Raw genomic sequence first — 21,438 nt, forward strand, 5'->3', positions numbered from 1 at the left:
ATAATTTTAATGTGTTTCAAGTATATTTGATTTTATGTAAATTATAAAAGCATAATTAATTACATATTTTTAGTTATATTTTAGGTAGAATATGTAATGGGTTTATAGAGTCTCCTAAATAACGTATTTCAAAATAAAGTCGTGGTAAATTGGTTTCTGATGATAATCCCATTGTAGCAATTTGCTGATTTGCATATACTTGATCTTTTTCTTTTACTAAAACTAAATGATTAAAAGCATAAATACTAAGATAATTTTTATTATGTCTAATAATAATTAATCGACCATATTTTTTAAATATATCAGTAACACATACCACTTCTCCTCTAGCGGCAGCAAAAATTGGTTGTCCCTTAAAACCAGAAATCTCTATTTTTGTATTATCTAATATATCATTATAAAAATATTTAATACGTTTATCTTTAACTGGCCAATACCAGTTATTAGAAAAATCAAAAGATTTACACTTTAAAATATCATTATTTTTTTTCGATTCCTTACTACAAAAAAAACATATTTTACTCGATTCTGTATTCTCTTTTAAAAAATTTGTAATATTTAATAGGTTTTTAAAAATAGATTTACAAGAACTGTTTTTTTTTATAGTATTATTTTGTGAATTTATAATAAAACAGTTATTTTCACGAATTAAAAAATCTCCCATCCATATTTTTTGACCTACAATTATTTTGTAAGGTTTTTTAATAGAATTAAATTTAGATAGTTCATAATAATTGTGACCGGAATTTTTAGCGATTGAATAGAGAGTGTCTTTTGATTTTACAGTATAAAATATTCTAAATCGATTTTCCCGAAAAAAACCAATAAAATTATTATTCCTAATAATAATTTTTTCTCTTTTTGAAAAAAATATTTTTTCAGATTTTAAAAATGAAAAGAATTGGTTTTTATTTAAAAATAAAAAATCATTAATGTATTTTTTATCAAGATTATTATTAGAATTATTTCGATTATTTATAGAAAATCCAAAACCAAAATTATTACAAAAAAATAATAACAATGTCAAAAAAAAGAATTTAAATAAAAAAATTTTGAATTGCATTAATCTTATCCATTGAATTCTATAAAAAATAAAATTTTTCATATACTTAAAAAATTAAAAGAATATCGTGTCCATTTATATATATTTTTTATTTTTCATAAGCATTACAATCGCTTGACAAGCAATTCCTTCTTTTCTTCCAATACATCCGATTTGTTTAGAACTTGTAGATTTAATACTGATATGATCTATTTTAGTGTTAAGATCTAATGATAAATTTAATCTCATAAAAGATATATAAGGTGACATTTTTGGATCTTCTGTAATAATGGTAGTGTCAATATTACATATCTTATAATTTTTTCGTATAATTTTTTTCCAAGTTTTTTGTAAAAGTATTCTACTATCAATATTTTTATACATTTTATTATTGCTTGGGAAAAAAGTTCCAATATCACCCATGGCAGTAGCACCTAATAATGCATCTATTACAGAATGTATCAACACATCACCATTAGAATGAGCAATTAAACCTTTCTCATAAGGAATCAAAACACCACCAATAATTAATGGTTTTTTACTTCCAAAAGAATGAAGATCAAAACCATATCCAATTCTCATTAAAATATCCTTTTTTTATTTATCTACGTTATATTCTTTTAAATAAAAATTTGCAAAAACAAGATCTTCTAGACAAGTAACTTTAATATTACTACAACTTCCTCTAATTAATAATGGATTATATCCGCAATATTCTAATGCTGATGCTTCATCTGTTATACTAATTTTATCTTCAATAATTTTTTTTAAACAATATTTTAATAAATCTATTTGAAATAACTGAGGAGTTAAAGCATGCCATAAATTTTTTCTATGTACGGTATATAATACTTTTTCTTTTTTTAAATTACCGTATTTAATAGTGTCAGATACTGGTCTTGCTAAAAGAGCACCTACCGGATTTTTCTTAATAATAGATATTAATTTTTCTAAATCTCGATAGCTTAAACATGGACGAACTGCATCATGTACTATAACCCAATCTACATTTTCTGCAACTATTAAGCCTGATAAAACTGAATTTATTCTTTTTTTACCACCAATTACAGAAATAATACGTAGATTAGATGATATAGATAATTTATGAAAGTAAGTATCTTGTTTATTTAAACTGACAATTATTCGAACTATATTAGGATGTAGTAACAATGTTTTGAGAGTATGCTCTAGAATAGTACGATTTTGAATTTTTATATATTGTTTGGGTAAGTCTATCTGCATTCTACTACCTATTCCAGCAGCAGGCACAATAGCTATAATTTTTGGTTTAAATTTATTGACCAAGACCATGTCATATCCATGATAATACTATAAAAAATTTTATGTCAATATAATATAAAAAAATATTTTTTATTTAAAATAATGCACGTAAAATATTATTTTTTTTTATTGTCATTAATATTATTATTGAAATTTTTAATTTCTAATATTATTTGATTATTCCGCATTTCAAGAAAATCATTATTTTTTTCCTGCATTGTAACTTTTTTATATATTCTTATGTAATCTAAAACACCATTTTTTCCCAACCAAAGAGAATATTGTAACCAAAATAGCAAAAACAATAAAAATATTTTTAATATTTTCATATTTTACTCTAAAATAATTAATTTTATATAAAAAAAAAGTTTTTTACACTAAAAATATTCAATAAATCTTCAAAAATAAACATTTATTATAATAATATAAAATCTTTACTATTTTTTTTAAATTATTTCCTAAAGAATTTGTACTATTTAAAATAGTGTCAAATTTTTTTGAAGTTTTATATATAGATTATATATTAGTAAAAACAGATATTCTTCCAGTATGAGCTTTTTTATATAATTTTTTAGAAACTTGAGATTGACAAATACTAATAGGTATATTAAAAAGTACTTCTAAAAAATTTTTTTTATCATTTTACAAATCACTTCTCTTTGATATCTATCAAGAAAAATGACTGATACTAATGTTATCTATTATGCTAACATCTGACATTATTTTAACTATTTCTATAATATATCTAATATTTTCTTCTTGATTAATAATACTAAAACTTAAATCGGAACACAGAACACACTTGATATTATCTCTATCTAATAAATAACTATAAACTCTATTCCAAAATAGAGTTTTTTTTTAAAAATTAGAAACATTTGATTTTCTTGAATCTGAAAGTTCAGTCAACTATATTTCAATTAATTTGTGAGTATTTTTTTACATTTTTTACGTATAATTGAATATTTTTCCGGATAATATTATTTTATAGTTATTTTTTGTTTTAATCTCAACCCTGTTTTTAAATAATGTATCATTATTCCGGGTATGACTATTACGTTCATGAAAAGCTTAATAAAAATCATATTATCTGTTATTCTATTTTCACTATAATTATCAAAAATAATAGATTTACTGAAAAGAATTGTAACTCAAATAATAGTATTTAATTCAGAAAATGTGCTTTTTATTTTTTCAAAATATTGATTTTGAACTGAAATAAAATTCTTGTTATATAAATACTTATTTTTTACCAAATGACTTGATATTATACGATTGTCTAGTAAATAGCACAGTTTTTCTGTTATTTAGAAAACATTAACAATATATTTTCGAGATGATTATAAAACAGAATTAATACTTGTAAAAAAATAACTACGATGGATATCTATTTCATATTTTAACACTATTATGATTGATTCACTAGTTTCTAGTTTTTTAAATCTTGATCAAAAGTTATAATTCAAAAAAATATGAAAGTTTATACCTTTAGGTAATATTTTCATAGCTTATTCAACATAAACCCTACTAAATAGTAATCTTTCAGAATGTCTACAAAAATCTGGATTAAAAACGATTTATATATTAGAATAAAAACTTAATTTTATCTAAATTAGTACTAATTTTCATTCTTATTGTTTCTAAAAAATTCAGCAGTATTAAATCGTTGTGCCAAGGTATGAGATTTTTGTAAAAATAATATTTTCACTAATTAATGCAGATATTGGAGTAACAATAATATTTAATGAAAGGGGAGTTTTTGAGAAAAAAGTGAAATTTTTTTATATATTTGTAAATATTTCTCTTTTGTAATCGATTAAATCTATTTTATTAAAAGTAACAATGAAATATTAGTTCCAAGTAAAGTAGAGCTGGAATTATATCGATAAGTTTATTCTGATAATTCTTTTCTAATACAAATTAGTAAAATAAATAATTTATATGTAGAAACTATTATAACCATATTACGGATATATTTTTTATAAACTGTTGTATCTGGCAATAATAACTTTTTTCTTTTCAGAAGAAAAATAACAATAAATTATATCAATTGTAATTTCTCGTTCACATTTAGATACAGTTTATCTACTGTTGGTACAAGATCTATTTTAGATTTTTATATTTCATAACGATTGCTATCACTTTCCAAGAAAATAATTAATTATCATAAATCTGTATAGTATCATGTAAAAAACGAATAATCAGTGTACTTTTTTTATTTTCTACGTTACCACATATTAAAAATTTTAATCAAGTTTTTTTTGTTACACATTAAACTATTTCTTTAAATTACCTTGTACAATGATATTCATCTGTTAAATTACTATTCTTTTAAAAGAATCTTTTTTTTTTGAATTTCATCAAAGTTTTCTGATTGTAATCAATTATTTAACTAATTTGTTCACTTGTTTTAAATGTTAGTGTAGCTTGAATAATATCTTGAATAGTTTTATCTTCTGATAGAATCACATTCGTTAAGGACTAATAACCTAATATACGAAATCTAATCATTTTTTATTACTTTACTAAAGTGAATATTAATACAATTATAATTAATCACAATTATATTTTTTTATATCTTCTTTTAATCCTTCTGTGGTTATAACATCAGTATATTTACTACCTCCTCGTTGAAAACGATATAAACCTAATAATTTCTTTTTGAATAAGAATAAATTATTAGTTCTATTTTTGAAGTGTTAGAAATATAGTCTTTAAAGATATACATTTCTTTCAACTTTTATCCAGTATCTATATACAAAAAAGAAAATAGTATGGTTGCAAGATAAAAAAACTTTTTTTCGAATGTAATATAACTACAGCATCTTTTCTAATAGAAAATAGCATTTTAAAATTCTGTAATTACTTCTCTGATTATATAAATACTTTCTGATTCTAATTGACAAAAATGACTAGTACTTTTTTTAAGTATTATTTACCATTAAATGAATTTTACTATAGAAAATAAATTTTTCACATTCTTTGATGCATTTTTATTTTGAAAATATACTAACTTTTTATATATAAAAACAACATATCTAATAATTAATCAAAATAGAATGGTGGCAAATCAAATTACTTTTTTTCAATTTAACTTAAATTTCTGCTAATAACTACTGTGTGTGATTAATAATAGTCCCTCTTCTTCTCATAATTACTATCAGTGTTGATTTTAATCGGAAAAGTATAATAAATTTTTTAGTAATATATACAGCTTTAAGAGTACTCATACATACAACTAAAATATAAGAAGAATTTGATAAAATTAACCAATTACTTGCAAAATTATTTAGATGATTACTTCCTATAATAAACATAAAACTCTGTGCATATTTACGATGTATTAACGATATTCTAATGCAATCTGAAATACCAATTGCAAAAGTAATATCTAGTATAACTTGACAATTAATACCTGTATTTTTTACAACTTTAATTTCTTTACTAACACGTATAAAAATATCTGCTTTTTAAACGTATTACTTTTTCTTTTGTTACGATAAAAAATCAATTATTAAGTCATTTTATCCTAATCAATATTTTTTAAACTAGCACGTTTTCGAACACATATACATTTTATATCAAAATGAATTAAATATAAAACATCTTCAGAAAATAAATAATCATACAAAATTAAATCTGCTAGCTATTATATCTGTAATTCTATTAAAGTTAATCAATCACTATCTACTCGTCTAGTATCTACTAAAATCATTTCACTCGTTAATAAAGCATTGTTACACATATTTCCTATAAAAATATTGATTGTTTACTCTATTTTTCTATTAAGAATATGATTAACGAAAATACTCTTGAATAATTTTTTCTAAAAGCGTTGTTTTCTAAAAAATCAGAAAAATATTTTAATTTTTGATTTCTATTCATCTGTAATATTAGTAAGATTACCTAATTTAATTAGCAAGATTACTTCAATCTTTTCACGTAAAAACGTAATAATACACGATCAATACTTCTAGAAAAAATAGTGACAATTATAGAAGAACGATTAATAATAGAAGAAAAAATGAAAAGAACATGTTAATGTATTATTAACTATATTTACTAATAAACAACGTACATGATATTTTTTGAATATATATTCATATAATTTGATATTATCAGCAGCTGAAATTATTAAAAATATTTTTTTAAAAAAAGGTGAAATTTTTTAGAGAGCTAATTTATTTTTTTAAGATAAAAGAAATTTTTACTTCTTAATATAATTCTATAGCAATAACATTAGTTTAGTTTTAACACGAAGTAGGAATTTAGTTTAATTAAAAACTATTTCTCTAGTACTAATAACTAAAATGTTTTTAAATTTTACATCTACAACATAGGTAGATAATTCATAGTGATTTGATTTTAAAAATATAACATTCGTTAATAAAACAATAATTTAAAATTTTAAAAAACAATTTCATAATATAATTATAAATCTAATATTAAAATAGTACATAAAATGTTTTAAAAATTACAAAACTCTATAATATTAAAGAATATTATAAAAAATTACTCCATAAGTGACATATTAAAAATATTAATAAATATTCTATATGATATCAATAAAATTTCAAAAAAAATATACATATTTTATATAAATGCATATGATATATATCATAAAAAATTTATTACACTAAAAGAAGAAAACAATTATTCCTTGCAATTAAATCATTTCAAAAAATAAATAATTTGTCATATATACAATATATAATTGTAAAAAATTATATACTTATTTTAAAAAAAATTTTGTTCATTATCGTGAATATATAATTTAATTTTTATGTAAAAAGCATTCACATTTTCATTCGAGAAAATAAATTTCTTCTTCTGACATACCAAGAATATTTTTTGTAGTAGTATATATATTTTCTATAGATAAATATCTACTTGTAGATAAAAAAATGAATATATAAATTGTTTTTTTAAATAATTTTTTATGTTAGTATCATGCTAATCTAATTTTGTTAACATTTTAAACGTTCTCTTTTGAATAAAAAAATATGATAATAAATTCTTACTTTTTGAATGATTATAATCTAACACAGTAAACCATATTTGTACTAATAATATATTCAAAAAAAATGCCTAATCTCTACTTTAGTAGTATGATTATAAAAATTAACTCCCTTTATATCTTTTTTCATAATTTTCCATATTGTGCTTCCTGTCATACTGGAAAGATTCTTGTTCTAAAAACTTTTAAAATTTAATTAAGTTTATTAGTTAATCTATCAATAAAATTATATGTTTTAGAAAATAAATAACTTGTATTAATCAACACTACAGGAATGTTAAATTTTTTATTTAGTTATAAGGTGTATCAATACTATTAGTTCAATACAAACATGAAATGACATGATTTATTATATATACGGTAAATTTTTTAATTCCCAAGAAATACGATTTTCTGCAGAAAAATTTGATAACGGAAAATTAGATTTAAATAATATCTTATTTTTTTAAAATTTATTAAATTAATATTCTTAATATAAAATATAGATGTCATCTTTTCTCTATATTAATTCTAAAAATCATAAATAGGATTAATGATTACTTTAATAAAAATTCTTCTAATAACAAAATCTCTAAAAATCTTTCTATTTTTTCGTTGATTAAAATAAGTATTAAATAAAATATTTTCAATTATTAATATTTCTTTTTTAGTAATATTTTCTTTATAAATTTTTAGTATTCGATTTCTTATTCAATGTTTTCCAATATAGAAGTTATATCAACTAATAAATTTATCCGTTAAACTAATTTTGGACAATAAAGATCTTACAAAACTATTAGAGGAATCTAGAAATATACGAAATTATTATCTCTTGTTCTATACTGTATTTTAATGCCATATTTTTTAATTAAGTCATAAAAAAAATAGCATATATCTTATTCAGATATTGCTAAAAGAAAAGTAAGAAATGAAATATACACACTATAAAAATTTTACTTAAATTACTAATTTTACTCATTAATCTATATGATAAAACTTTTTTTTATTTGATTCTTATTAGTTTTATATACTTCAGAAACAAGTATATTTTAATTAGATGTCATTATAAAGTTACCATCATAAATATTTTCTGTTTTTAATCAACCAGATTAAAAAATTTTCTATTATTATCATGCATACGTCTATTTTCAATAAATAATGTTAAATTACAATTATTATTTATATTTTTAATCAAGTCGAATTTATCTCTTTTTCTGATAAAATCAGAATAGTAAATCAGTTTAGAATTAAAATTTGATTATTTTTAGGTTTCTTTTGTAAAAAAAATCTAAACTCACATTATTTATAATACATCTAGTTTTAGAATTTGTACAATCACTTCAGTTTCGCTAGTTTTTTTGAGTTATTACTATGATTTTAGCAATAAATAATATTTTTTCCACAGGAAAATAAACTATTTCTGTTGAAGAAATATCCATGTATTTATATTTCTATAAATAAAAAATAACTTTTCACTAATTAACATATTAAAACTAATAATTTTTTTTATTTTTTATGATAACAATAAAATTTATATCATTAGTATATAAACATACGTCATTATATAATGAAATAACTAATTTTTTTAAATTATTTAAATAAATATGTTTTCTTAATATAGGTTCTTTTTCTATTGTCATATTTTTTTTGATCTAGCTAAATTTCTACATATTCTTTCGTATGTGGTAATAAACAGTTTGAAATTTTTTGCATACATTCATCATCTTTTTTATGAATGGAAGATACTAGTAAGATGTGCCATATGCAAAGTACATGTCTATTTACACCATTATCAGTAGCTAATGAATTTAATCCTATATCATACAACATTATATATAGATCTTTTATTTTTTTTAAATCCCATAGAATTGAGAAGTTTAACAGTTAGTTAAACAAATAGTTCTATATAACGTGTATTTACTAGAAAAATCATCAATTTAAATTATTTTTGTATATTTCTAACCTTCCCTGGTAATCGATAACAAAGAATATTGTATAATATGGTTCTAGTTTTGATTTATTTTTTGTAATACGTAAGTCAGAATCATCTTTCTGATATATACCATAAAATCGAACAAGTGAAAAATTATCTCTACTAAAACTGTTAGTAATCTCATTTTTTCAATTATTAAACATTGAACTACGAAGACAATTGCTATTTTTAATATGTTCTGAATTAGTTATTTTTTTAAAACGATTGTACTATAGTTTTTGCATTAATATACATTTCTTTGATAACGTTTATTTAAACGAAGATTCTTTAAAAATTCATAAGAATTTTCAATATTCAATTTATTATTTTCACTAATAATATCTAACAATGCTTTTTCAACATCTTTTGCCATTTTATAAGCATTTCCACAGACATATATTTGAGCTCCTTCTTCTATCCAAGACCAAATTTCTTTTCCATTTTCTCTTATTCTATCTTGTATATATACTTTATGCTCTTGATCTTGTGACCAAGCTAAATGCATATTAGTAATTAGACCTTTTTTTATGTATTGCTGCCATTCTGTTTGATATAAAAAATCTTCAGTAAAATTAGGATTCCCAAAAAAAATCCAATTTTTTCCTTTAGAGTTATCATTATCTCTTTGCTGCATAAAAGAACGAAATGGAGCAATTCCTGTTCCTGAACCAATCATTATTATCGGAATATTTTGATTAATAGGTAGTCGAAAATTATTATTGGTTTCAATAAAAATTTTTATTATAGAATTTGATTTTAAAGATTGTGCAAGATAACCAGAAGCCCCTCCTGAATATGAACAACCAGAAATTAACTTTTGTACCACTCCAACTGTAATATGCACTTCATCGTGAATTGCTGCTTGCGAAGAAGAGATAGAATATAATCTAGGTGTTAATGGACAAAGTAAACTAATTAATTGTTCAGAAGATAATTTTGATGGATAATCAGTTATCATTTTAATTAAAGGCGTATGAATAATATATTGTTGTAAATCAGCATCATGAGATGCAATATTTTTTAAAATTGTATTTTTTGTAAAATTTGCATAATTTTTAACAATATTTTTAGTATTAGTTGTTAATTCAAAATTATTTTGTAAAGCATCAAAAATCGTAATAATATTATTTTTAATTTTAATTTTATCAAATGTTTTTATAGAAAGTAATTCTAATATATTTTTTATTAGATTAGTGTTATTTTTATACCAAATACCAATGGCATCACCAGGTACATAATTAATATTTAAATTACTAATATCAATTTCAATATGATGAACATCTTTTATAGAATTACGACCAGTAATTTTTTGATTGGTTAAAACAACAGCTGTAGCAGGATTTTTTTTGGTATAATAAGATGTTGAAAGTATAGATTTCGCTGCTTTTTTTAAATATGAGAAACTAGGTTGTAAAATCATTTCTTTATTGTTAATATTTTTTAATAAGTTTCGAGAGCATTTATTATAATTATTTTCACATTCAATATCAGAATCACATCGATTTAATAAAGAATTGCTTCCTAATTCTTTAAATCTTTTAGAAAAATTTTTCCCTTCCTGACAAAATAAATTACAGGATATATCTCTTAATACAAAAATACTATAATATAAATTATTTAAATTAGGAGAATTTCTTGACATAATAAAGTTATATAAAGATAATGCTTCTTCTGGAATCTCACTTTTACCTTGAGTTAAAATAATTAAAATTAATATTTTTTCGTCTTTGATGTTGTGGAATTTATAATCAATCGCATTAAGCAAACGATTTTTTCTATTGTTTTTATTAAAATATTCATGAAGACGTTCGGATAATGACTTTACGTTGCCAGTTTGAGCAGCAGAAATGATGCTAATAATTTGATCGTTATCATTTAATTCATTTTTTTTAAGAGATTTTGCATTAGATGTTTGATTTGCAATTTTCCAAAAATCACCTGACAGACAAGCATTTTGAATATTAGTACAAGTACTTTTAAGTTGTTTTAAATTATTTAGTTGTTCTGGACTTAATGGAAGTAAAAGATCAAACATATTTTGATTTTTCATCGTACTAAATATCCAAATTTTATTACATTAACAACTTTATATTATCAATAGAATATAATTTACAGAAAATATGAATTTTCAGCTACTAGTCTAATGATAAAAAAAATTTTATGTAAAATTCTTTATTTTTAAAATGTCGAATAAATCATTAATATAATATATTGAGTGAAAAGACACTGTTATCAAAATATTACATGTTTTCTAATTCTTTTAATTTTATTTTTGCGTTTTCTATAACATTATTTGGCAATCCAGATAATGCAGCGACTGATATACCATAACTGTGTTTTGATATACCATTTTTGATTTTATACAAAAAAGCTATATGTAAATTACTTTCAATAGCAGTAAAATGAAAATTTTTTACAAATTTTTCTATCAATTCTAACTTGGTTAATTCAAAAAAATGTGTAGATAATAGTGTCATAGATTTATTTTTATTTATTAAATATCTAGAACATGACCAAGCTAAAGATAAACCCTCATTAGTTGAAGTTCCCCTTCCTAATTCATCAATTAAAACTAAACTATTAGCTGTTGCATTATGAAGAATATTAGATATTTCTGTCATTTCCATCATAAAAGTTGAACATCCATTACTTAAATCATCTGCAGAACCAATTCTCGTAAAAATCTTATCAACTGAACCAATTAAAGCATATCTAGCAGGAACAAAACTACCTATCCAAGCCATTATTACAATAAGAGCAATTTGACGCATATAAGTGCTTTTTCCTCCCATATTTGGTCCTGTTATAATAAGCATTCTCTGCTTTTTTGATAAAACAACAGAATTGCTTATAAATGGAGTCTTTAAAAGACATTCAATAACTGGATGACGACTATCTAACAAAGAAACACCATATTTTTTACTCATAATAGGGCATACATAATTTAAAGATATAGCACGTTCAGATAGATTTACTAATACATCTAATTCTGATAATGCTAGCGCACTATTCTGTAATTTTTCTAAAAAAGGTTCTATCATGTCAAAAATTTCTGCATATAATTTTCTTTCTAAAAATAAAGATTGAATTTCTGAATTTAAAACCTTTTCTTCGTATTCTTTTAGTAAAGGAATGCTATAACGTTCTGTATTTTTTAATGTTTGTATTCTTATATAATATTTCGGAACTAAATGAATATGACGTTTACTGACTTGAATATAATAACCAATAATTTTATTAAATCTGATTTTGAATGATTCAATCATTACTTTTTTTTTTTCTTTTTGTTCAAATTTTTTAATGTATTCTTTAGAATTTATTTTAATAGATCGCAATTCATCTAGTTGAACATTATAACATGCAGCGATCACATCTCCATCTCGAATAGATGCAGATGGCTTGGAACTAATTGCTTTTTTCAATAAAAATAAAATTTCCTTGAAATATCCAATAGATACACGTATTTTTTGTATGTGTTTTAATTTTATTTTTTTTAATATTAAATGTAAATTCGGTAAAATTTCTAGCGTAGAACGCATTCGTACAAGATCATAAGGTGAAGCAGTACGTAAAGATAAACGAGAATAAATTCTTTCTAAATCATGAACTTGACGAAGAATAGGTTGCAATTCTTTATAAAAAACTTGCAAAATCTTAACACTTTTATGACGATTTCTAACTACATTAAAATTTTTTAATGGCGAGTTTAACCAACGATTTAACAACCTACTACCCATAGATGTCACTGTTTTATTTAATATTGAAGATAAGGTATTTTTTCTTTCTCCTGAAATATTTTGATTAATTTCTAGATTTTTACGTGTACTAACATCCATCAAAATATTATCTTCTATATAATTATATTTTAAGTAACGAATATTAGGTAAAACAGTCATATGCATTAATTTAACATATTGAAGTAAACAACCAGCAGCACGTATTACAAAATTATCTTTTTCTATACCAAATCCATTTAAACTGTAAGTATTAAATTGCAAGTTAAGCAACTTATATGATATGTCTAAATCAAACTCTAATAATGAACGTTTGCGAATACATGTTCTATTTTCAATTAAAAACATATCTGAAAAATTTTCTGGATAGAGTATTTCTTTAGGATTTGTGCGTTCAATTTCTGAAAGCAAATCATTAACATGAAAAATTTTAGAAACACCAAAAAAACCTAAAGAAACATCTAAAATAGAATATCCAAATTTATTATCTTCTTTCCAAATAGCAGCTATAAAATTATCTTCATGTTCTTCAAGAAACGCTTCATCTGTAATAGTTCCAGGAGTAATGACACGAACTACTTTACGAGAAATCAATTTATTTTTATGATTGTTTTCTTTGTCTTGATTACATATTGCAATAGATTCACCTAATTTTATAAGTTTTGATAAATAATATTCTGATTTATCGCATGGAACTCCAGCCATAGGTATACTTTTCTCGTTTGAATATCCTTTTCTTGTTAAAGTAATTTTTAATAATTCAGAAATACGTTCAGCATCTTTATAAAATAACTCATAAAAATCACCCATTTGATAAAAAAGTAACATATCAGGATATTGTGACTTTAAAGATAAATATTGCTTGATCATTGGAGTATGACTATCAAGATTAGTATTAACATTTATTTTTTTTTTCATAATATGCAATTTATATTTCTCTGTTTATAATCAATCAATGATATTAAAAGATATACTATATATAATAGTTTTAAGCTTACGTATTATATTATTTTAAAGATTACTTGTATTCTTTAAAAGATTAATAACAAAAAATAAATAATAAATAAATAGGTGATTAAAATGAAAAAAATATTAATTATGTTATGGATTCTAATGACATCTTGTAATGTTTGTGCTTATGAATTTAATAATGGAAAAGAATATACTACAAAACATAAAATTATATCTGATATCCCTAATGTAATAGAATTTTTTTCATTTTTTTGTCCATATTGTTATGAGTTTGAAAAAACACATAATACAAGATATTTAATAAAAAATAATATCCAAAAAAATATAAATATTCAAAGATATCATGTAAATTTTTTAGGAGGAAAAATAAGTTATATTTTAACAAAATCTTGGATAATAGCACAGAAAATTGGAATTGAAAAAAAAATTACTCTTCCTATCTTCAAAGGTATTCAAGAAACTCATACGATCAATAATATTAACAATATAAAAAAAATATTTAAAAAAGAAGCAGGAGTTAGTGAAAATAAATTTAATAGTTTCTGGAATAGTTTAACACTGAAAATATTAGTTCAAAAACAAAAAAAAGATATTCAAAAAGTTGGTTTAGAACATATCCCAATAATGCTTATTAACGGAAAATATATAATTGATTATTCAAAAATAGAAGACATGTTTAAAGATAGTTTTTCTCAAAAATATATTAAGTTAATTCAATTTTTGATAAATAAAAAATAAAATATTTAAATATTTTTACACAACAAAAATATCTATACACATAGAAGAGAAAATATGAATCACATAAAAAACAACCCTGTTATTATAGTAGATGGAAATTTATATTTATATTCATCTTATTATGCATTTTACGACTTTAAAAATACTTTAGGAGAACAATGCGGGGCAATATATGGAATGTTAAAAATGATAGATAATATTTTAAAAAAATATACAAATTCGAAAAAAATTATCATAATATTTGATTCATCTCAGAAAACATTTAGAAAAAAACTATTTAAAGAATACAAAAAAAATAGATCACCTATGCCCGATTCACTATATATACAAATCGAACCTCTTTTTAAAATATTAAAAAAAATTGGCATTAAAATATTAACTATTCCAGGAATAGAAGCAGATGATATTATTGGTAGTATATCTCATAAATTAGAAGCAATAGGAGACAAAATATTAATTATAAGTCATGATAAAGACATGCTTCAACTCGTAACAAAAAATATTAACATATTTAATAAAAAAGATAATTGTATTATTACACCAGAAACAATAAAAGAAAAATATGGTATTAAACCTAAGGAATTTATTGATTTTTTAGCTTTAATAGGAGATGTGTCTGATAATATTCCAGGAGTACCTAGAGTGGGAACTAAAACTGCATTATTTTTACTAAATACATTTTCTAATATTAAAAATATTTACAATAATATTGAAGAAATAAAATTTTTACCATTTCGAAACGCCAAAAATATTGCAATTCAACTAAAAAATAATAAAGAAATGGCTTTTCTTTCATATAAATTAGCAGCAATAAAATTAGATATTCCAATTAATATGAATTTAAAAGAAATAATTTTAAATCAATATTGTTCTAAAAATACATTTAAAATCTTTAACAAAGATATTTTTAAATCAAAAATAAATAAAAAAATTTTATAATTATTATAATAATAATAATTTATTTATTATATAGACATCATTATTTATTTAAAATAATATATTCGTTATACCAATGATTTATAATTGATTTCAATTTTTTAATGCCAATCTTTTTATAAGATGAAAATAACATGATTTCAAAAGAATCTAAAAAACAATTTAATTTTTTATATACCATATTAACTTGAATATTTTGCTGACTTGTTGTCATTTTATCACATTTAGTTAATAACACTAATATAGAGACGTTTTTATGCAAAGCTATATCAATAATTTTTTGATCAAGTTTTTTTAGTGGATATCTAATATCCATTAAGAATATAAAACTTTTTATTTGGTTTCGTTTTTCTAAATAATTATACACTATTTTTTGCCATTTTTTTCTAATAAATAAAGGCGCTTTTGTATAACCATATCCAGGCAGATCAACTATTCTCAGACCTGAAACTATTTCAAAAAAATTAATTAATTGAGTTCTTCCAGGAGTTTTACTAAAACGAGCTAATTTTTTTTGATTAGTTAATGCATTAATAGCACTAGATTTTCCTGAATTAGAGTAACCAACAAATGCAATTTCAATACCATCTTGAATTTCTATATCAGTTATTTTTGAATAACTTTTTAAAAAACTTGTTTTATTGTAATCTAATGAGTTCAAAATTTCATCCTAGTTGTTAAAATGTACAAATACTGTCTTAAAAAAATTTTATATAGAATTTTTATTACCACTTCTCTGATGTATAAAAAAAGATTTTTTACACATACTTATAAAATTTATACGTAAATACTATTTCCTCAACACTGAATCTTATCTTTTCATTCTATCTAAAACTAGTCTGTAATACATCTATTGATTACTGCTTTAAAAGGAAAAAAAATGCATCACAGTATAAGAAATATTGCCATTATAGCACATGTTGATCACGGGAAAACTACATTACTTGACAAATTATTACAGCAATCAGGAACATTTCAAGAACATGAAGAAAAAACTGAAAGAATCATGGATTCTAATGATTTAGAAAAAGAACGAGGCATTACAATTTTATCTAAAAATACTTCTATAAAATGGAAAAATTATAAAATAAATATAGTAGATACTCCTGGACATGCTGATTTTGGTGGTGAAGTAGAACGTGTAATGTCCATGGTAGATTCAGTTCTTCTAGTAGTAGATGCTTTAGATGGACCAATGCCACAAACACGATTTGTTACTAAAAAAGCATTTAAATACGGTTTAAATCCTATTGTTATTATCAATAAAATTGATAGAATTAATTCTCGTCCTGACTGGGTAGTAGATCAAGTGTTCGATCTTTTTGTTAATCTTGATGCAAATGATCAACAACTTGATTTTCCTATTATTTATACATCTGCTATTCTTGGTACTTCAGGAACAGATCATCTAAAAATGAAGGATAATATGATTCCATTATATGAATCTATTATTAAATATGCTCCAGCTCCTAATGTTAATCCTGAGCAAAAATTTCAAATGCAAGTTTCCCAACTTGATTATAATAATTACCTAGGAGTTATAGGAGTTGGTCGTATTAAACAAGGATCTATTAAACCCAACGATCAAGTAACTATTATTGATAGTTATGGAAAATATCGTAATGGAAAAGTAAATAAAGTTTTAAATTATTTTGGATTGAAAAGAATTGAAATAAATCAAGGAAATGCAGGAGATATAATTGCTATCACAGGTCTTAATGAACTAAAAATTTCTGATACAATTTGCCATCCAGATAATTTACAATCTCTACCAGCATTAAGTATAGATGAACCTACAGTAAATATGTTTTTTTCAGTGAATACTTCTCCTTTTTCAGGAAAAGAAGGAAAATATATTACATCTCGTCAAATTTTAGAACGGTTAAAAAAAGAAACTATGCATAATGTTGCTCTACAAATCAAAGAAACAAAAGATGCAAATATTTTTTCCGTTTCCGGACGCGGTGAACTACATTTATCTATATTAATTGAAAATATGCGTCGTGAAGGATTTGAATTAGAAGTTTCTCGTCCAAAAATTATTTTTCGTAACATTGATGGAATTAAAAAAGAACCGTTTGAAAATGTAACTTTAGATATTGAAGAAAAGCACCAGGGCAGTATTATGCAGTTTATAGGTATAAGAAAAGGTGAATTAAAAAATATGATTATGGATTCAAAGGGAAGAGTACGACTTGAGTATATATTATCCAGCAGAGCGTTAATTGGTTTTCGTACAGAATTTATGAGTATAACTTCTGGAACAGGACTTTGTTATTCATCTTTTAGTCACTATGATAAACTTCAAAATAACAATATTGGACAAAGAAAAAACGGAGTTTTAATATCTAATAGCATGGGTATGGCAGTGGGTTTTTCTCTATTTAATTTACAAGAAAGAGGAAAGTTGTTTATAGGACATGGTGCTCAAGTATATGAAGGACAAATAATAGGACTTCACAATCGATCTAATGATTTAACAGTTAATTGTTTGACTGGAAAAAAATTAACTAATATGAGAGCGTCTGGAACAGATGAAGCAATAGTTTTAACAACTGCTATTAATTTAACATTAGAAGACGCGATAGGATTTATCAATGATGATGAACTTGTAGAAATTACGCCTAAATCTATACGATTACGTAAATTTTATTTAAAAGAAAGTGAAAGAAAAAGAGCTAATCGCAATAAAAATACCTAACATTATATGATTAATTATATAATTCTATTTGTTCAATAGAATTATATAATATTATTTATTTAAATCATTGAATTTTTTTCTATCATTAACGTTTTAATAAATTAGAAATTAATAAATTGTATTTATTTTTTTGATGCAATACACATAAATGTTCAGCAGTAATAATTGTTGCTAAATCATTCACTGCTTGTTTAAAGTCATCATTAATAATCAGGTAATCATATTCTGAATAATGTTGCATTTCATCTACTGCTTTTTCCATTCTATTTGCAATAACTACATCACTATCTTGACCTCTTTCTCTTAATCTTTTATGTAATATATCTTTAGATGGTGGTAATAAAAAAATACTTTTTGATCCTGGAATTTTATATTTAACTTGCTTCGCTCCTTGCCAATCGATATCAAGAAAAACATCAATACCAGAAAATAACATTTTTTCGATAGATCGACGCGAAGTTCCATAATAATTACTAAAAACTTTAGCGTATTCTAAAAAAGAATCTTGTTTAATCATAATTTGAAATTCTTTTTTTGATATAAAATAATAATGTTTTCCATGCAATTCACCAGGTCGTATAATTCTAGTAGTATGAGAAATAGATACTTGAACATTATACAAATTTTTTGATTTTAACAATCCTTGAATTAAACTTGATTTTCCTGTTCCACTTGGAGCTGAAATAATAAAAAGAATACCTTGAGACATGATATTTTTAAAGATAGTTCCGGCTAAAATTTTATAAAAAATAAATATTTTTTTCTTAATAAAATAAAAAATGTATTTTTTAAAATGTAAAATATATAAAAAAAAAAATAACTCCTATATCACTATCTAATTTTTTATTAAAAAAATATTTTTGAATCCATATATTCTGAATAAATTATTTACATCTATAGGTTTTCGTAAAACTACTTGTATATAAATATCTTCATATTTAACATGAACTATAGATAATAAGATACCAATCTTATACCATTTTTTATCTATCTGAGTTTCAATAAATGAACCTATTTTAGGAAAAATACTTCCTGTTCCTGATAACAAACATAAAAAATGTTTATTGATTTTTTTAAAAAATATTCGTGCTATTGTTTCTTGTCCATAATAACATCCTTTTTTAAAACTTATAGCTTTAAGCTTATCTAAATTAATTGCTTGCGGTGTAAATCTTTTAGAACATATTTTATCAATAATAGGAAATCCTGATTCCATATTTAACAACAACCATTGTTTACTATTATTAAAAAATATATTTGTATTAATTTTTTTTTTAAAGATTAAAAAGTCGGAAACAGATAAAACCAATAAAAATCGTTCTGATGGTTCTGCATACCACAATATAGTTTTATTGTTTTCATGAATTACTGGGCAATTCTTATCTGGTATTTTAATAAAAAAATTCAATAAAAATAATTTAACATTTAATCCTGCAAATCCTACTAAACAAACGTTGTTTAATTCATAAATTTTTATTTTTGAAAAGACAGAATACTTTTGAATTTCTTGAATTTGAATCTTAGAAACACTTTTCCGTTGAATATAACCATAACCTTTTTCATAATGAAACAAACGCATAGTACTTAATACTTTCCCATTAAAATTACAGTATGCACAAAGTGTATGATGAGTCTTAGATAATAAATTTATATCGATAGTCAATTGACTTTGAAGATATTTTTTACTATCCACTCCTTCTACATAAGTTAGAGACCATTCTTCGAGTAATATCATTGTTAATGATAATTCATTTGAAGGATAGATAAGATTTTGTAATGAGATCAATGATGACATTATTTTTATTCCCAAAAATATATTTAATATAAAGGATATAAAATCAAAATAAATACATCTATTCAATTAAATAGCTATAATGAAAGAATGTAATTTTTAAAAAATACATTTAAAAAGTTAAAAAATTTTTTAATTCAATTTACACTAACAGAAGAAATATAAAGCTATGTTAGAAACAAATATTATAACTAACAAAATTAAAAACTGTAAAAAACGTATACAAGATCTTAAGAGGTATCTTTGACTATAACAAAAAAGAAGCTCGTCTTTCAGAAATTAATTTAGAATTATTGTCACCTGAAACATGGAAGAACCAGATATCCATTAAAAAACTAAATAAAGAAAAATATTTATTAGGTTCTATAATTCAAAATATTAATAAAATAGAACAAGATATCAAAGAAGTAATTATTTTTTTAGAATTAGCAGTGGAAACAGAAGATAACATAGTACTAGAAGAATCTTCTATAGAAATACAAAAAATAGAAAAAAAAATAAAAAAAATTGAGTTTTATCGTATGTTTTCAAAAAAAAATGACAACTGTAATTGTTATGTTGATATACAATCTGGTTCAGGAGGGACAGAAGCTCAAGATTGGTCTAAAATGTTACTAAGAATGTATTTAAGATGGGCCGACAAAAAAGGATTTCAAACAGAAATTATTCACGAATCTATTGGAGAAATAGTCGGAATTAAATCCTCTACTATTAAAGTCGTCGGAGATTATGCTTTCGGATGGCTAAGAACTGAAACAGGAATACATCGTTTAATTAGAAAAAGTCCCTTTGATTCTGGGAAAAGACGCCATACTTCTTTTAGTTCAGTTTTTATATATCCAGATATAGATGATACAATTCATATAAACATTAATCCTTCTGATCTAAGAATTGATGTTTACAGAGCTTCTGGAGCTGGAGGTCAACATGTAAATAGAACTGAATCAGCTGTTCGTATTACTCATTTGCCTACAAGTATCGTCACTCAATGTCAAAGTAATCGTTCTCAACATAAGAATAAAGAAGAAGCAATGAAACAAATGAAATCAAAAATATATGAAATGAAAATAAGGAAAAAACAACAAGAAAAACAAAAAATTGAAAACAATAAATCAGATATCACCTGGGGTAATCAAATACGATCATATATATTAGATAACTCAAAAATTAAAGATCTTCGTACTGGTGTTGAAAAAAATCATGTTCAATCTGTTTTAGATGGTGATTTAGATGATTTTATTGAACAAAGTTTAATCATTGGGTTGTAAGGGATT

15 protein-coding genes and 2 pseudogenes are annotated in these 21,438 nt (G+C 22.7%); 4 read left to right on the forward strand and 13 right to left on the reverse strand.

The window, feature by feature from the left end:
* Positions 1–73: 73 nt before the first annotated feature.
* The 10 genes and pseudogenes from G4A98_02090 to mutS all read right to left on the reverse strand — a co-directional run bounded on the left by G4A98_02090 (position 74) and on the right by mutS (position 13,943).
* Positions 74–1,063, reverse strand: coding sequence for a peptidoglycan DD-metalloendopeptidase family protein (locus G4A98_02090; protein ID QIQ41994.1), 990 nt, complete (start codon positions 1,061–1,063; stop codon positions 74–76).
* A 75-nt stretch (positions 1,064–1,138) separates the two neighbouring features.
* Entirely contained in the window at positions 1,139–1,624 is a 486-nt protein-coding gene (ispF, locus tag G4A98_02095) for a 2-C-methyl-D-erythritol 2,4-cyclodiphosphate synthase (GenBank protein ID QIQ41995.1), read from the reverse strand.
* Positions 1,625–1,639: 15 nt separating this feature from the next.
* Complete coding sequence (gene ispD / locus G4A98_02100) at positions 1,640–2,353, reverse strand: 2-C-methyl-D-erythritol 4-phosphate cytidylyltransferase (protein ID QIQ41996.1); 714 nt, start codon at positions 2,351–2,353, stop codon at positions 1,640–1,642.
* 86 nt (positions 2,354–2,439) lie between these two features.
* Positions 2,440–2,652, reverse strand: a complete 213-nt coding sequence (locus G4A98_02105; protein ID QIQ41997.1) for a cell division protein FtsB — start codon at positions 2,650–2,652, stop codon at positions 2,440–2,442.
* Between the two features lie 187 nt (positions 2,653–2,839).
* The gene (locus G4A98_02110) at positions 2,840–2,929 is read right to left on the reverse strand and encodes a hypothetical protein (protein ID QIQ42173.1); all 90 of its coding nucleotides are present in this window, start codon (positions 2,927–2,929) and stop codon (positions 2,840–2,842) included.
* A gap of 63 nt (positions 2,930–2,992) precedes the next feature.
* A pseudogene (locus G4A98_02115) lies at positions 2,993–3,178 on the reverse strand (adenylyl-sulfate kinase).
* A gap of 2,258 nt (positions 3,179–5,436) precedes the next feature.
* Positions 5,437–5,640 (reverse strand): hypothetical protein, encoded by a 204-nt coding sequence (locus G4A98_02120; GenBank protein QIQ41998.1) that lies wholly within the window; start codon positions 5,638–5,640, stop codon positions 5,437–5,439.
* A 2,210-nt stretch (positions 5,641–7,850) separates the two neighbouring features.
* Positions 7,851–9,503: pseudogene (locus G4A98_02125) on the reverse strand (sulfite reductase subunit beta).
* A gap of 32 nt (positions 9,504–9,535) precedes the next feature.
* Complete coding sequence (locus tag G4A98_02130; GenBank protein QIQ41999.1) at positions 9,536–11,341, reverse strand: assimilatory sulfite reductase (NADPH) flavoprotein subunit; 1,806 nt, start codon at positions 11,339–11,341, stop codon at positions 9,536–9,538.
* A 190-nt stretch (positions 11,342–11,531) separates the two neighbouring features.
* Positions 11,532–13,943, reverse strand: a complete 2,412-nt coding sequence (gene mutS / locus G4A98_02135) for a DNA mismatch repair protein MutS (GenBank protein QIQ42000.1) — start codon at positions 13,941–13,943, stop codon at positions 11,532–11,534.
* 162 nt (positions 13,944–14,105) lie between these two features.
* Here mutS and G4A98_02140 point away from each other — a divergent pair, with 162 nt between their 5' ends.
* Both G4A98_02140 and G4A98_02145 read left to right on the forward strand, forming a co-directional pair.
* Positions 14,106–14,735: a thioredoxin domain-containing protein gene (locus G4A98_02140; GenBank protein QIQ42001.1), complete on the forward strand. Its 630-nt coding sequence runs from the start codon at positions 14,106–14,108 to the stop codon at positions 14,733–14,735.
* A 54-nt stretch (positions 14,736–14,789) separates the two neighbouring features.
* Positions 14,790–15,674, forward strand: a complete 885-nt coding sequence (locus tag G4A98_02145) for a 5'-3' exonuclease (protein ID QIQ42002.1) — start codon at positions 14,790–14,792, stop codon at positions 15,672–15,674.
* 40 nt (positions 15,675–15,714) lie between these two features.
* Here the strand turns inward: G4A98_02145 and G4A98_02150 are convergent, their stop codons facing one another.
* Positions 15,715–16,332 carry a YihA family ribosome biogenesis GTP-binding protein gene (locus G4A98_02150; protein ID QIQ42003.1) on the reverse strand — a complete coding sequence of 206 codons (618 nt, stop codon included), beginning with the start codon at positions 16,330–16,332 and terminating at the stop codon, positions 15,715–15,717.
* A gap of 219 nt (positions 16,333–16,551) precedes the next feature.
* On the opposite strand from G4A98_02150, the gene typA reads away from it, so the two are divergent.
* On the forward strand, positions 16,552–18,372 hold the full coding sequence (gene typA, locus G4A98_02155; protein QIQ42004.1) for a translational GTPase TypA: 1,821 nt from the start codon (positions 16,552–16,554) through the stop codon (positions 18,370–18,372).
* Between the two features lie 85 nt (positions 18,373–18,457).
* Here the strand turns inward: typA and gmk are convergent, their stop codons facing one another.
* Positions 18,458–19,081 (reverse strand): guanylate kinase, encoded by a 624-nt coding sequence (gmk, locus tag G4A98_02160; protein QIQ42005.1) that lies wholly within the window; start codon positions 19,079–19,081, stop codon positions 18,458–18,460.
* A gap of 126 nt (positions 19,082–19,207) precedes the next feature.
* Positions 19,208–20,167, reverse strand: a complete 960-nt coding sequence (gene ygfZ, locus G4A98_02165) for a tRNA-modifying protein YgfZ (GenBank protein ID QIQ42006.1) — start codon at positions 20,165–20,167, stop codon at positions 19,208–19,210.
* Between the two features lie 166 nt (positions 20,168–20,333).
* On the opposite strand from ygfZ, the gene prfB reads away from it, so the two are divergent.
* A protein-coding gene (gene prfB / locus G4A98_02170; GenBank protein QIQ42007.1) for a peptide chain release factor 2 occupies positions 20,334–21,432 on the forward strand; the annotation gives its coding sequence in 2 pieces (ribosomal slippage) (positions 20,334–20,387 and positions 20,389–21,432; 1,098 coding nt in all).
* Positions 21,433–21,438: the final 6 nt, after the last annotated feature.

The sequence above is a fragment of the Buchnera aphidicola (Microlophium carnosum) genome (assembly GCA_011752475.1).
Lineage (GTDB): Bacteria > Pseudomonadota > Gammaproteobacteria > Enterobacterales > Enterobacteriaceae > Buchnera > Buchnera aphidicola_BG.

Bases quoted from the DNA above. Each gene is read 5' to 3' on its own strand.
- G4A98_02090 (QIQ41994.1), bottom strand. From the start codon at position 1,063: ATGCAATTCAAAATTTTTTTATTTAAATTCTTTTTTTTGACATTGTTA.
- ispF (QIQ41995.1), bottom strand. From the start codon at position 1,624: ATGAGAATTGGATATGGTTTTGATCTTCATTCTTTTGGAAGTAAAAAA.
- ispD (QIQ41996.1), bottom strand. From the start codon at position 2,353: ATGGTCTTGGTCAATAAATTTAAACCAAAAATTATAGCTATTGTGCCT.
- G4A98_02105 (QIQ41997.1), bottom strand. From the start codon at position 2,652: ATGAAAATATTAAAAATATTTTTATTGTTTTTGCTATTTTGGTTACAA.
- G4A98_02120 (QIQ41998.1), bottom strand. From the start codon at position 5,640: ATGTTTATTATAGGAAGTAATCATCTAAATAATTTTGCAAGTAATTGG.
- G4A98_02130 (QIQ41999.1), bottom strand. From the start codon at position 11,341: ATGAAAAATCAAAATATGTTTGATCTTTTACTTCCATTAAGTCCAGAA.
- mutS (QIQ42000.1), bottom strand. From the start codon at position 13,943: ATGAAAAAAAAAATAAATGTTAATACTAATCTTGATAGTCATACTCCA.
- G4A98_02140 (QIQ42001.1), top strand. From the start codon at position 14,106: ATGAAAAAAATATTAATTATGTTATGGATTCTAATGACATCTTGTAAT.
- G4A98_02145 (QIQ42002.1), top strand. From the start codon at position 14,790: ATGAATCACATAAAAAACAACCCTGTTATTATAGTAGATGGAAATTTA.
- typA (QIQ42004.1), top strand. From the start codon at position 16,552: ATGCATCACAGTATAAGAAATATTGCCATTATAGCACATGTTGATCAC.
- gmk (QIQ42005.1), bottom strand. From the start codon at position 19,081: ATGTCTCAAGGTATTCTTTTTATTATTTCAGCTCCAAGTGGAACAGGA.
- ygfZ (QIQ42006.1), bottom strand. From the start codon at position 20,167: ATGTCATCATTGATCTCATTACAAAATCTTATCTATCCTTCAAATGAA.